This is a genomic window from Alcaligenes nematophilus (assembly GCF_026344155.1).
GTDB lineage: Bacteria > Pseudomonadota > Gammaproteobacteria > Burkholderiales > Burkholderiaceae_B > Alcaligenes > Alcaligenes phenolicus.
In genome coordinates, this window is record NZ_JAPKMZ010000002.1 from 519,483 (window position 1) to 532,807 (window position 13,325).

At 56.8% G+C, this 13,325-nt stretch carries 14 protein-coding genes; 8 read left to right on the top strand and 6 right to left on the bottom strand.

Annotation, left to right across the window (positions count from 1 at the left end; genetic code table 11):
- Window positions 1-84: 84 nt before the first annotated feature.
- On the bottom strand, window positions 85-693 hold the full coding sequence (locus tag OSH04_RS07525) for a TetR/AcrR family transcriptional regulator (RefSeq protein WP_088451210.1): 609 nt from the start codon (window positions 691-693) through the stop codon (window positions 85-87).
- Between the two features lie 144 nt (window positions 694-837).
- On the opposite strand from OSH04_RS07525, the gene OSH04_RS07530 reads away from it, so the two are divergent.
- From OSH04_RS07530 to OSH04_RS07550, 5 genes are all read left to right on the top strand, one after another.
- On the top strand, window positions 838-2,346 hold the full coding sequence (locus tag OSH04_RS07530; protein WP_083054206.1) for a DHA2 family efflux MFS transporter permease subunit: 1,509 nt from the start codon (window positions 838-840) through the stop codon (window positions 2,344-2,346).
- 34 nt (window positions 2,347-2,380) lie between these two features.
- The gene (locus OSH04_RS07535; protein ID WP_026484973.1) at window positions 2,381-2,761 is read left to right on the top strand and encodes an RNA-binding S4 domain-containing protein; all 381 of its coding nucleotides are present in this window, start codon (window positions 2,381-2,383) and stop codon (window positions 2,759-2,761) included.
- Window positions 2,762-3,197: 436 nt separating this feature from the next.
- A complete protein-coding gene (locus OSH04_RS07540) occupies window positions 3,198-4,352 on the top strand; it encodes a mandelate racemase/muconate lactonizing enzyme family protein (RefSeq protein WP_266108193.1) in 1,155 nt (384 codons plus the stop codon).
- Between the two features lie 30 nt (window positions 4,353-4,382).
- Window positions 4,383-5,357, top strand: a complete 975-nt coding sequence (locus OSH04_RS07545) for a Bug family tripartite tricarboxylate transporter substrate binding protein (RefSeq protein WP_009463206.1) — start codon at window positions 4,383-4,385, stop codon at window positions 5,355-5,357.
- Between the two features lie 115 nt (window positions 5,358-5,472).
- Window positions 5,473-6,114, top strand: coding sequence for an HD domain-containing protein (locus tag OSH04_RS07550; RefSeq protein ID WP_266108194.1), 642 nt, complete (start codon window positions 5,473-5,475; stop codon window positions 6,112-6,114).
- Between the two features lie 13 nt (window positions 6,115-6,127).
- On the opposite strand, the gene OSH04_RS07555 is transcribed toward OSH04_RS07550, so the two are convergent.
- The 5 genes from OSH04_RS07555 to OSH04_RS07575 form a co-directional block, all read right to left on the bottom strand.
- Window positions 6,128-6,502, bottom strand: coding sequence for a nucleotide pyrophosphohydrolase (locus OSH04_RS07555; RefSeq protein ID WP_009463202.1), 375 nt, complete (start codon window positions 6,500-6,502; stop codon window positions 6,128-6,130).
- Between the two features lie 71 nt (window positions 6,503-6,573).
- Window positions 6,574-7,035, bottom strand: coding sequence for a YaiI/YqxD family protein (locus tag OSH04_RS07560; RefSeq protein WP_088451220.1), 462 nt, complete (start codon window positions 7,033-7,035; stop codon window positions 6,574-6,576).
- A gap of 3 nt (window positions 7,036-7,038) precedes the next feature.
- Complete coding sequence (locus tag OSH04_RS07565) at window positions 7,039-7,305, bottom strand: hypothetical protein (RefSeq protein WP_266108195.1); 267 nt, start codon at window positions 7,303-7,305, stop codon at window positions 7,039-7,041.
- 342 nt (window positions 7,306-7,647) lie between these two features.
- The gene (locus OSH04_RS07570; RefSeq protein WP_009463196.1) at window positions 7,648-7,929 is read right to left on the bottom strand and encodes a peptidylprolyl isomerase; all 282 of its coding nucleotides are present in this window, start codon (window positions 7,927-7,929) and stop codon (window positions 7,648-7,650) included.
- A 96-nt stretch (window positions 7,930-8,025) separates the two neighbouring features.
- Window positions 8,026-8,733 (bottom strand): TerC family protein, encoded by a 708-nt coding sequence (locus OSH04_RS07575; RefSeq protein ID WP_035271346.1) that lies wholly within the window; start codon window positions 8,731-8,733, stop codon window positions 8,026-8,028.
- 458 nt (window positions 8,734-9,191) lie between these two features.
- Here OSH04_RS07575 and OSH04_RS07580 point away from each other — a divergent pair, with 458 nt between their 5' ends.
- The 3 genes from OSH04_RS07580 to OSH04_RS07590 all read left to right on the top strand — a co-directional run bounded on the left by OSH04_RS07580 (window position 9,192) and on the right by OSH04_RS07590 (window position 13,266).
- Complete coding sequence (locus OSH04_RS07580) at window positions 9,192-9,698, top strand: RNA polymerase sigma factor (RefSeq protein WP_226348074.1); 507 nt, start codon at window positions 9,192-9,194, stop codon at window positions 9,696-9,698.
- The gene (locus OSH04_RS07585) at window positions 9,688-10,683 is read left to right on the top strand and encodes a FecR family protein (protein WP_266108196.1); all 996 of its coding nucleotides are present in this window, start codon (window positions 9,688-9,690) and stop codon (window positions 10,681-10,683) included. Before OSH04_RS07580 ends, OSH04_RS07585 begins: the two co-directional genes overlap by 11 nt.
- A gap of 147 nt (window positions 10,684-10,830) precedes the next feature.
- Window positions 10,831-13,266 (top strand): TonB-dependent siderophore receptor, encoded by a 2,436-nt coding sequence (locus OSH04_RS07590; RefSeq protein WP_266108197.1) that lies wholly within the window; start codon window positions 10,831-10,833, stop codon window positions 13,264-13,266.
- Window positions 13,267-13,325: the final 59 nt, after the last annotated feature.

Genomic DNA, 13,325 nt, shown 5'->3' on the forward strand with positions numbered 1-13,325 from the left:
TCCAGCAACTGGCCTTGTTTAGAAATCAGAACAAGGCCAGTTCTGCGTATGCTGAGTGCTGCAATCCAGTGCGGCTAGAACAGCCTACATATTTTGGTGAGGCGGCGTCGCCCCGAGCATAGACACAAAAAGAGTCACCAGATTGTTCTCCATGACGGCCCACTGCTCTGCAGTTTCCAACCCCATATTGTCGACCGCGCCATGCATGCCCTGGTAGATCACCCAGGCGGTCAAATCCACATCGGCCACAGACCAGGCCCCCGCTTTCTGCCCTTCGCTCAGGATCCGGTGCAAGGGCTCGGTTACCGTGTTGCGTTCGCCCTGGTAATTGCTGCGCATATGGTCTGAAAACACCAGATCATGCATCTCCAGGGTGTCTCTGTACGCCTGTACCGAAGCTCGAATCCAACAGGCCAGACGCTGCACCCAATCCTCTGCCGGCGCCTGCTCCAGCGCCCCCTGCACACGATCATGAAACTGCTGGATGAACTGCTCGCGCAGGGCAGCCAGAATCTCCTGCTTGGAGCTGAAGTAGTGATAGAACAAGCCCTTGGACATGCCCGCCCGCAACACAATTTCATCCACCGGCGTGGCATCAAACCCTTGTTGCAAAAACAAGGTGGCAGCCGCCTCCAATAAGTCTCGGCGACGAACTTCAGAGGGTTGGGTACGAGGTGTTTTGGCAGCGGTCATGGATGTCAAAGTATCAGAAAAACCCCGACAAAGTGCCTCGTCGGGTGTCACCGCGCTATTTTAGCCAGCCTGTTTATTTTTCATTGACTGACAGTCAGTCAATATTTTATAGTCGTCGATAATAATTCTCATTTATAAAATATTATGACTCGCCGACTTGCTCTAACCATCGCCATTTACTTGGGGACTTTCATGGTCACCCTGGACATCAGCATCGTGAATCTTGCCTTGCCACGCATGCAACAAGCCTTGCAAACCGATATGGCCGGGCTGCAATGGATCGTGGATTCCTATGCGCTGTGCCTATCCGCCTTCATGTTGTCTGCCGGGCTACTGGGGGATCGCTACGGACGCAAGAAGAGCTGGTTGCTGGGCGTGCTGGCCTTCACCGTCGGCTCCATGATGTGCGCCTTGGCCGGTTCACTAAGCGCCCTGCTCTGGGGTCGTGTCGTGCAAGGCATGGCCGGGGCTTTACTTATTCCTGGAGCCCTGTCGATCCTGACCCACGCCTTCCCAGACCCGGCCCAGCGTGCCCGCGTCATTGGCGGCTGGTCTTCCTTCAGCGCCCTGGCTTTGGTACTGGGCCCGATTCTGGGCGGTGTGCTGGTCGATGTAGCCGACTGGCCTTCGATCTTCAGCCTGAATCTGCCACTGGGCCTGCTGACCCTGGGCTTGGGCATGTGGGGTATTCAGGAGTCGGCCAATCCCGAACACGCAGCTTTCGACCCTGTCGGCCAGTTGCTTAGCGTTATCTGGCTTGGCTCCCTGACCTATGGCCTGATCTGCGCGGGTGAGCAAGGCTGGCACGCTACCGAGACGATTCGTTCCCTGGGCGTGGCCGCGCTCACCTTCGTGGCGTTTATCTATGCCCAAACCCGTGTCGCCCGCCCCTTGCTGCCTCTGAGTCTGTTTCGGGACTACCGCTTCAGCACTGCCAATATCGCCTCCTTTGTGCTGGGCTTTGCCGCCTATAGCAATGTGTTTTTCCTGTCCCTGTTCTTCCAGAACGCCCTGGGCTGGAGTGCCACCCAAACCGGCTGGGGGCTGGCTCCCCAGTTCATTGGCATGGCTGTGCTGGCCTCCCGTTTCGGTGCCTTGAGCCAGCGCTTTGGATTGAAGCTGATCCTGACTGTGGGCTTTGGCCTGATGGCAGCCGGTTCCTGGTTGATGATGTTGCTGCAACCCGGCGCTTCCTACTGGATGGCTGGTTTCGCCTTGGCCGTACTAGGCATTGGCATGGGTTTGTCGGTGCCGGCGTGCAGTACCTTGGTCATGAATCTGGTACCGCGTGAGCGTTCCGGCATGGCATCAGCCACCACCAATGCAATCCGCCAAACCGGAATGACCTTGGGCGTTGCCCTGCTGGCTTCCTTGATGAGCCAAGGAGCAGTCAGCTCCTTGTCCAGTCGTCTTGATCCGGTCAATCCCATGCTGGAACAGGCACAACAAATTATCAGCTCCGGTCAGGTGAATCTGCCTGCCTCAGCAGATTCCTTGTTCTGGATGCAAGCCATCCAGCACGCCTGGGCAGACGGCTTTCACCGCGTCATGTTCTGGGCCGGATTGCTGGCCGTCTTCAGTCTGGTTCTGCTGCTGCGTCTGCGTTTGCCTCGTGTACAGGCTGCTCCTGCCGCTGCGGTGGAACTGCATTAAGCCCAGCTTTTGCAGACTGGATTTACAATAGCGCATGGACAAATTACGACTGGATAAATGGCTCTGGGCAGCGCGCTTTTACAAGACACGCAGCCTGGCTTCCGAGGAGATCACCAAAGGGCGGGTTTTGCTGAATCAGCAAAGCACCAAGCCTGCCCGCGAAGTCTCAATCGGTGATGTGATTACCTTGCGCAAGGAGACTCCTGCCATGGAGGTTCACGTCACCGCCTTAAGCGGCGTACGTGGTCCCGCGCCGGTTGCTCGCCAGCTGTATCAAGAGACGGAAGAAAGCAGCACACGACGCGCGCAGGCCGCCGAACAACGCCGTCTGGCACCTGAACCTGCACTGGACTTTGATGCTGGACGTCCGACCAAGAAAGATCGTCGTCAGATGCAGTTGCTGCGGGGGAAATAGACCGCTCCCTGCTCGTACTTCGCGACATAGAAAAAGCCCTGCCAAGCTGCCCTGCCTGGCAGGGTTTTTTTTATGATTCGTTCTTTCGATGAGTCTATCGCCAGCGTTTCACGGCGATCTGCACAGGGACTAACAACCCGCTCCTGCTTGCCTCTTCCCCGCTGGTCTACCTGCTTATGCCGCAAGCGCCAGCACTGCTTTTGAGCACCCCACAAAACGTCTGCACTCCCGTCCGCTAAAGCATCTGCCGATGCAGAAAACCTTCAACTAAAAACCTTAAAAACAACGCTGCAAACCCTTTTTGATATATCAGATTGCGCTTTTATATATCAATTAAATCAAGGGTTTACACCATTGATTGCGCTTGCAACAAAACGCTATAAACCTAAAACAATTACATGCAAACGCATTCAAAAAAATGCAAGGAGACAGGAAAATGAAAATCACGGCAGTACGCGCGATTCCCTTGAACGTGCCTTTTCAGTTCGATAGCGCAGGCATCAAAAAACCCACCAACCTGGCCATCTGCCATGTGGAAATCGAGACCGATGAAGGCATCACCGGCTATGGACTTAGCGCCATTACCGAAGAGCACCCTGTTGCCAGCACGATCAACGATATTCTGGCCAGCGACCTGATCGGGCAAGACCCCTTGAACACCGAGCGCCTGTGGGATCGCATGTACTGGAACGTGTGCCCTCGTGGCCAGACGGGCTATGCCATGCACGCTATCTCTGCGTTGGACATTGCCTTGTGGGACATCAAGGGTAAAGCCCTGGGTCTGCCCGTATGGAAACTGCTGGGTGGTGCCCGTGAAAAAGTACCGGCCTACGCGACCTTCGGCTTTGCTTTCCTGGGCGAAGAAGAGTTGGTTAAAGTCGCTCGCGACTGCGTGGATCAAGGCTTCAAGGGCCTGAAGATGGTGGTAGGCCATCATGGCTTGCAACGTCGCGACGAACCGCGCCCCCTGTCCGAACTGATCCGCCAGGACATGCGCCGCATGAGCCTGGTACGCGAGGCCATCCCCGCCGACATTCCGCTGTACATCGACGGCAATTGCAGCCTGGACTATGTGCACGCCAAAGCCATCGCCCGCCACGCCCGTGATCTGGACGTCGGCTTTTTTGAAGAACCCATTACTCAGAACGACACGGGCCGCTTGCGCGAATTGCGTCAGAGCACTGGGATCACCATTGCCGCTGGTCAAAACGAAGGCCAGTCCTACCGCTTTCGGGATCTGTTGATGCAGCAGGCTGTCGACATTCTGCAGCCCAACGTGCTGATTTCTGGAGGTTTCACCCAGTCCCGCAAGATCTTCGCTCTGGCGGAAAGCTTTAACGCGTCCGTCGCCAATGGCGGGGCGTTCCCCTCCCACAACGGTCACCTGCACTGCGGATTGCTCAATGGAGGCGATGTGGAATGGCACCTGGCCGCCAGCGCCATGATGGCCGAGATCTACACTGGCCTGCCCCAGCCCGAACAAGGCTGGCTGCGCATGCCCGACGCCCCCGGCCTGGGGCTGACACCACGACAAGATCAAATCGACAAGCTGCGCAGCAACCCCGGCAGCCTGGGCTCCGGCAAAGGCTGAAACCGACGACTACCGAGGAGTTAAAAAAACATGAAACCCTGGTCCCGTGTTGTACTTGCCCTCAGTTTTATCTTTGCTGCCGCGCCCCAAAGCTGGGCAGCTCCCCCCGCCTGGGCCGAACGCCCGGTGCGGCTGATCGTCCCTTCTGCCGCGGGTGGTTCGGGCGACACCCTGGCTCGTCCTCTGGCCGAAGCTCTGGGCAATGAAATAGGTCAAACCGTTGTTGTAGAAAATAAAGGAGGTGTAGGCGGCGTGCTGGGTGCCAGCATGGTGGCCAACTCCAGCCCCGCCGACAATCAGCTCTTGTTTGGTGCCGTGCATCACATGATTGCGCCTGCCGTGTTGAAGAACTTCCCCTACGACACACGCAAGGACCTGAAAGCCGTCACCCTGATTGCCGCCATGCCCAATGTGCTGGTGGTGAACGCCAATTCGCCCTATCACAGCGTGGACGACCTGCTGGCCGCCGCCAAGCAAGGGGCTGGCGTGAACTATGGCACCAGCGGCGTCGCTACCATGCTGCATCTGATGGCTGGCAAGCTGGAAAAGAAATCCGGCACCACCATGACCGCCGTGCACTACAAAGGCAGCGGCCCGGCTGTGATGGCGCTGATCAGTGGCGATCAAGTGGACTTCATGTTCGAGACCATGCCGTCGGCCGTGGCGCAGATACGCAATGGTCGCCTGCGCGCGCTGGCCGTATCCAGCCCGGAACGCGCTCCTGCCTTGCCGGATGTTCCCACGCTGAAAGAACTGGGCATGGATGAGATCAGCGCCCAGACCTGGTACGGGATTTTCATGCAAGGAGATGTGCCGGATGCCACCGTGCAAAGCGTGGCAGACAGCATCCACCGTGCCTTGAATACCGACAAGATCAAGGAAATCTGGGAAGGGAACGGCGCGACCCTGGTCACCAACAGCCCGGCCGAATTCACGGTCTATGTGGATCAGCAGTTGAACTATTGGGCGGACTCGGTCAGTGATCTGGGGCTGAGCAACTTCTAACTTTAAAAACTGTAATTCACCTTCAGGGCTGCCACTGGCAGCCCTTTTTCTTGAGCCTGTCCTGCCCCTGCTGCTTCGCGTTATGCTGTGGCACCCGTTACAGCAAACCATAGCCATGTCCAGCCTGTTCCACCCCTTTGAAAAGCTTGCCGCCCAACTCCTGCCCCATAGCAGCACCAGTCACAACGACGGCTCCCACGACCAATCGCACTTGCAGCGCGTCTGGAAGAACGTCTGTGCGATTCAGGAAAAAGAAGGTGGGGATCTGCGGATTTTGCTGGCAGCAACGGTGCTGCACGACTGCGTGGCGGTAGAGAAGAATTCGCCATTGCGCTCTCGTGCTTCCACCCTGTCGGCGGAGCAGGCACGACACATTCTGACCAGGCTGGGATGGTCAGAGCAGGACTGTGAAGCCGTGGGCCAAGCAATTCAAAGCCACAGCTTTTCAGCAAACATCCCGCCCGTCAGTCTGGAGGCCCGCATCTTGCAGGATGCAGACCGCCTGGATGCCATTGGGGCTTTAGGGATAGCTCGCTGCTTCTATACAGCGGGGCGAATGGGCTCCAGCTTGTATGAGCCGGAAGATCCAAAAGCAGAGAGTCGTCCTCTGGATGACAAGCGCTACGCGCTGGATCACTTCCCGGCTAAATTATTCAAATTGGCCGAGGGTTTTCAGACAAATCGCGGCCAGGAAATCGCGCGTGAGCGACATGAACGAATGGAGCGGTTTGTAGAGGAAATGCTGGGGGAGCTGTAATCCCTAGCCCCTTTTACAACTCCGTATATTTCTTGTTCGTCCCCCGCACCTTATCAGCGGGGTATTTCCGGGCGTTTTTCACCAGCTTGTTGGTAACAGCCTCATTCATGTCCACACCCAGAACGAAGGCCAGACGGCTCAGGTAGATTTGCACATCGGCCAGTTCATCACGCACGGCTTCGGCGGTTTTCGGGTCTTTGCCTGCTTCGCGGGACTGGTCTTCTGTCAGCCATTGGAAGATTTCGATCAGCTCGCCCACTTCGTTGGTCAGGGCCATGGCCAGATTTTTGGGGCTATGGAACTGGTCCCACTCACGCTCGCGGGCGAACTGGGCGACGGCCTCGTTCAGGCCAGTCAAATTCATCAAGGGGCGTTTTGAGTCTGTCATTACGTACTTCACTCTAAAAATTTCAATCCAGCGACAGACTCACACAAGCACCGGGAGGATGGCAAGTCTGTTTACGATCTCGCAGCCGTTTGCAGGCTCATCATCAGGCGGTCCAGTGCGTTGGCAAACTCGCGCCGGTCGGCCTGGCTGAAGGGGGCTGGGCCTCCGATATCCACGCCGGTACTGCGCAGTTCTTCCATCATGTCGCGCATGGCCAGGCGCTCGCCTATGCTGTTGGCGTCCAAGCGTTCGCCCCTGGGGGTCAGGACCAGAGCTTTACGCTCCAGCACCTGGGCAGCCAGAGGGATATCGGCGGTAATCACCAGATCTCCGACGCTGGCGTGCTGGACGATGTAGTCATCCGCCACGTCAAAGCCCCGCGCCACCTGCACCGCTCTCAACCAGGGCGATGGCGGGGTGCGCAGCATCTGATTCGCTACCAGGATCACATGGCAACTCCAGCGCTGCCCGGCGCGGTACAGAATTTCTTTGATGACTACGGGACAAGCGTCCGCATCGACCCAAATCTGCATGGGTTACAGGCCTAGAGCTTGAGCCAACAGGCGATCAATGACCTCATTGGTCGAGACGCCTCGCTCGGTAGCACGAGCGCGCACGGCATCAATAACTGGCTGGGTCAGCTTGACGGGAAAGGACACCAGCCCAGCAGCCTGATCCAGACGACGTTGTTCGCGCCGATCAGCCACGGCGGAGTCACCTGCAAAGCGTTGTGGCGTACCCGCTTTTTTTACATTGCTCAGCAGTTTGACGGCGCTGAGTTTTTCCATATCGGTGCGTTTCATCGGATTTCTTTATAAGAATGGGCTGGTTCGCTCACGGTAAGCGAACAATACGGCGACAAGGCCGTTAGCCGGTATGGCTGGCATACTGCGCAGCTTGCAGGCAAATGTCCAGGCTTTTTATGTATAAGCCCTGATAATCAAAGCTTTAGTTTCTGTAAGCAGCTACAGCACAAGGAAAAAAACTTAAAAAAAACAGCCTGTTTATTGGGTAGCACGCCGATTTTAAAGGTAGCCCGATTCTTGCCCGCCAACCACCGCCCGGCCTTACACCCAACCACCAGTCACCAGATCAGCATGCGCAAAAAAACCCGCCGTAGCGGGTTTTTTATTGGCCTGATCGTATCAGTCCTGACGTGCAGTCACTTCTACCAGGTGGTAGCCGAACTGAGTCTTGACGGGGCCTTGCACAACGCCAACGGGGGCGCTGAACACAACCTGATCGAACTCGGGCACCATTTGGCCACGGCCAAATGTTCCCAGCTCACCGCCCATGCGGGCCGATGGGCAGCTGGAATTTTCCTTGGCCACCTGAGCAAAGTCAGAACCACCTTCGATAGCGGCTTTCAGTTCGTTCGCTTTCTCTTCGGTGCTGACCAGAATGTGGCGTGCGGAGGCTTGTGCCATGGTGTACTCCTTTTTTTAGAAAATCGTTTGAGCTTAACCCAGAACCATGCCGGAAGCGAAGCCCCCGGCGCCGGTTCTACACCTGCTGTTTCAATTTCAGGCCTGGGCAGCTTTCTTGCGCTTGGCCGCGGCAATGCCATGACCCAGGGCTACGATCAGCAAGGCACCCACCACTTCAGCAATCAGCTTGGTGCTGGTGGAGGCTTCACCAAAGAACTCGATGAACTTCACGTCGGTCACGATCATGCCACCGGCAATCCAGCCCAGCAGCGCGGCGCCGAAGGTCACCACGATAGGGAAGCGATCGATCAGCTTCAGAACCAGGGTGCTGCCCCAGATAATGATAGGCACACTTACGACCAGACCAAAGACAACCAGACCGATCTGATGATCCGGATCGGCGGTTTGAGCCGCGCCGGCAATGGCGATCACGTTGTCCAAGCTCATCACAAAGTCGGCAATGATGATGGTTTTAACGGCTTTCCACAGGGTGGCACTGCCTTCCACATTACCGTGGCCATCATCTTCAGGGATCAGCAGTTTCACACCAATCCAGACCAGCAACAGGGCACCGACCACTTTCAGGTAGGGCACGGCCAGCAAGGTCAGGGCAAAGGCAATCAGGACGACGCGCAGGCCAATGGCGCCGGCCGTACCCCACAAAATACCTTTGACACGTTGTTTGGCAGGCAAGTTACGGCAAGCCAATGCGATAACCACGGCGTTATCGCCCCCCAGCAATATATCGATCAGGATGATCTGAAATACTGCCGCCCAACTCATTGTTTGCAAAAACTCCATCATGTGTAAGACCGCCTTTTCATATTGTTTGATTGAAAGCTGACGACCATCTTGCATGACTGTACAACGAGAAAATGACGACTCGTGTACAAAACAAAAATGGCCTGATCCATTAAGGACGCAGGCCATATCGTTTTTAGAGGATACACCTTGCCCTTTAATGGCAAGGTCTTGCTTGCAACCCTAAGGTTGCCCGGGCACCGGGAACATGTGCAAAAAACACAGATTGCCGTGATGACGATGCGCCGGAAAGTAAGCTACTCCCCCTGATAGTTCGCAAGTATAACGATCTTGTATGAAACAACAAAGCTTTTCGCCGGACATGACGATTTTTCGGTGCAAGTTCCGGATCGACGTTGCAAGCTGGCCTCACGCCCCGATAGGGCCTGAATAAAGCGCCATTGAGTTAATGAGAACTATTTGCAATAATTTGCTTTTTGTCATTCAAGCTCCCTGCCCCCATGTCCAATTCGGACCTCTCCCGCAAAAGCTGGCTGGCCTATTATGGCGAGTTCATGCAGTCCTGCCTGCGCCGCTTTGGCGGTGCCGCGGACGCGGAAGACGTCGCCCATGATGCGGTAGAGGCCCTGCTTCGAAAAGATCAGAAAACACTGACAGCGGCACATGCCCGCAACTTTCTGTACAAGTCCGCGCGCCATCGGGCCATTGATCTGTGGCGTCGCAACAGCCGCTTCCAGCACCTGGCCTGGGACGAGCTGCATGAAGACGCTCACCCTATCACCGACGGTGCCGATGCCCACGCCAGTGCGGAGCAAGTGCGCCACGCCCTGGTTGCGGCCCTGGAAGCCTTGCCTTTGAATCACCGAAGGGCTTTTGTCTTGAATCGCATCGAAGGCTGGACCCAGCCTGAAATTGCCCGTCATCTGAAACTGTCCATTGCCAGCGTGGAGCGTTATATTGCGCTGGCCAGCCAGTTTATCCGCGAGCGCCTGCGCGATGAGTTCTGAATCCCCTTTCTACCCCAGTGATGCCACCTCCCCTGCCGAAGCCGCCGCCCAATGGTCGGCCCGCCTGCATTCGGGCCGCTTCAGCCCGGCTGACGAGCAAGCGCTGGAGGAGTGGTTGCAGGCTGACCCGGAAAATGAGCGCGAATTTATGGCGGTGGAGCAGTTAAGCTCCCTGGCCAGCACGCTGGACAAGGATTTGGTCAAGCTGCTGTATGGCGGCAAAGTGCCCCAGCGGCCCGATCTGCGCCGCCGCAAACTGATCCGTAATACCGGCGCCCTGGTCGCTGTCGCGGGCTCTGCCGGTGTGGCAGGCCTACTACTCAGCCCCCAGGCTGTTTACGCCGCTAGCCTGAAAACACGTGTGGGCGAGCGCCGCTGGGTTCCTCTGCCGGACGGCTCCAGCCTGGAGCTGAATACCGCCACCCAAGCCGAGCTGCGATTTTATGAAGACAGCCGTCATCTGGACCTGATTCAGGGCGAAGTGATGTGCGCGGTAGCCTCCAGCCCGCAGCGCCCTTTCATCGTCAAAGCAGGCAATACTGTGGTGCGCGTTACCGGCACCAGCTTTACGGTTCGCCGTGATGCCGAGCAAGTCAAAGTGCTGGTCGAAAGCGGTAGTGTGGAAGTGTCCAGCGGCCACTGGTGGAACCGCCAGACCCGGTATCTGGCCGCTGGTTCTGGCGCCACAGTGTCCGTTCAGGATGGGCTCAGTATTCAGCCCGAGGTCGATGTGGCCGCTGCCACCGCCTGGCGGCAAGGACGCCTGATTGTGCGGGACCTGTCCTTGTCCGAAGTCGTTGCTGAAATCAACCGCTATCGCGAGCATCCCATCCGCATCGCTGACGCCAGAATCGGCCAGCAGCGTGTCACCGCGTCCTTCCTGCTGGACGAACAAAGTGCGGTGCTTCAAGCCCTGCAACAGATCCTGCCACTGCAGGCCAAGACACAAGACGATGGCAGTGTCCTGCTGAGCAGCGTCTCGTAATTACAATTAGTTTCAAATAAATCGATTCAAGCTGAGGGGTTTAGTAAGACTGACTCGTATTTAGATTCAGCGTTCCTCAACATCGCGTTTGACGAACATCTCTGAATCCGGGCGTCGCCCTGCCCGCCCCTACCCTGAATCTGCACCGTGAACCGAACCGCTTTCCTACCCCGCCTGCGCCCCGTCCTGCTCGCTTTGATGCTGGCCAGTGCCAGCACCCCTGCCCTGGCCCAAGACAATCCTGTCCCTATTCACATTCCGGCCCAGCCCTTGTCTGAAGCGCTGCTGAAACTGGCCGAACAGACCCAGCTGCAGGTGTTTTTCTCTCCCTCGCTAGTGCAAGGTCTGAGCACGACACCGATTCAGGGCCGCATGCGCCCGGAAGACGCGCTGCGCAGCCTGCTGCAAGGCTCTGGCCTGGAATACCGGCGCGAGAACAACACGATCACCCTGTCGCGCCCCAATACGGACGCCACCATGCTGGACCCGGTGCGCGTCGTGGGCCGTCGCCTGCCCGTGACGGAAGGCAGCCAGACCTACGCCAGCCACGGCGCGACCACCACGGCCACCAAGCTGAACATGACGCTACGCGAAACACCACAAACTATCAGCGTCATGACGCGCCAGCGCATTGAGGACCAGTCACTGGACAATATCGGCAGCGTGCTGCAACAAGCGCCCGGTATTTCCATCCAGCACATAGGCAGCGACCGCTACACCATCTACTCGCGTGGCTATGCCATCGACAACTATCAGCTGGACGGCCTGTCCACGCTGTCCGATATCGTCAGCCAGAACATTCCCCAGGGGCTGGCGGATATGGCGATTTATGACCGCGTGGAAGTGCTGCGTGGTGCCTCTGGTTTGCTGGCTGGTGCAGGCGACCCATCTGGCGTCGTCAATATGGTCCGTAAACGTCCGACAGCCGATTTTCAGGGCCATGCCGAAGTGAGCTACGGCTCATGGGATCAGATGCGGGCTCAAGTGGACCTGGGCGGCCCGATTAACGAGAACGGCAGCCTGCGTGGCCGTCTCGTTGGAGCCCACCAGGAAGGCAATAGCTATATGGACTACTTCACAACTAAAAAAGATGTGGTCTACGGCATACTTGAGGCCGACATTACGGACACCACGCTTGTCACCTTGGGGATGGATTATCAAAAAAATGATCCGCGCGGCTCCTCTGGCTCCGGCTTTCCTTTGTTCTACGACACCGGCGAACAGACCGATTTTGATATTTCCACCAATGCAGGGGCTCGTTGGAACACCAATACACTGGAGTCTCACAACACCTTTGTGAAACTGGACCAGCAACTGGGGGCAGACTGGTCACTGGCCATGTCCCTGAATTACCTGAAGGCCCGTCGAAGCGGGAAAAGTGCGGATGCTTCCTGGGGCTATCCCAACCGAGAAACGGGCGACGGAGTGCAGCTTTATGGAGGTGTTTCAGATGCCACACAGTATCAAACCAGTTTTGATATTCACGCAAAAGGCCCTTTTCAACTATTTGGACAGGACCACGAACTGATCGTCGGCTTTAATTCGTCGCGCTACAAGAATCGCCATGACACCATGGACGACGATATCGAAGGCACCTCCATCAATCTCCACAACTGGAACAACAACCCGGCCTTACCCAATACAACTGGAGAAAAGCTGTTTGACTATGATCTGACCGTCAAACAGTACGGTGGGTATTCGGCGCTACGCCTGAAACCCAGCGACAAGCTGGCTGTCATTTTGGGTGGTCGCCTCAGCAATTACCGCTACAGTCTTTCCCAAAGCTATCCTGACCCTGGTATGCAGCGCTTTAACAGCCTGAAAACCATGCACGAAGACAATGTCTTCACCCCGTATGCCGGCATTGTGTACGACCTGAATGAAGAGCATTCGATCTACGCCAGCTACACCAGCATCTTCAAGCCACAAAGCTATCGCGACCGTAGCGGCAACTTTCTGGACCCGCGCAAAGGTAATAACTATGAGATCGGTCTGAAAAGCGAAATGCTGGACGGCCGCGTGAACAGCAGCATTGCGCTGTACGAAATCCGCCAGGACAATCTGGCCGTGGCCGACAGTGGCTTTATCGTGCCGGGTACCGAGCGCGAAGCGGCCTACACGGCGGTCAAAGGCGCCAAGACCCAGGGCCTGGATATGGAAGTGACGGGCGAGCTGCTCGATGGCTGGAACATGGCCTTTAGCTACACCTACAGCCAGACTAAAGACGCCCAGGGCGAGCGCATCAAAACCCTGGTGCCACGCCATATGGCCAAGCTGTGGACCACGTACCGCCTGCCTGGAAGCTGGAATCGCCTGACGATTGGGGGTGGTGTGAACTGGCAAAGCCAGATCCATTTCACCGCCACACCGTGGGATTTGGGCAAGACTGTCACCGGAGAACAAAGCAGCTACGCCGTCGTCAACCTGATGGGCCGCTACGACTTCAGCAAGCAATTGACGGCCACCTTGAACGTCAACAATCTATTTAACCGCAAGTACCTGAGTGCGCTGGATCAGACCTTCTACACCGGCTATTACGGCGCACCGCGTAATGCCATGCTGAACCTGCGTTATTCCTTCTAATCACGTGAAAGCGGCTAGCAGGCAAACAGCCCCCGTAACCTGGAAAATAATCCAGGCCG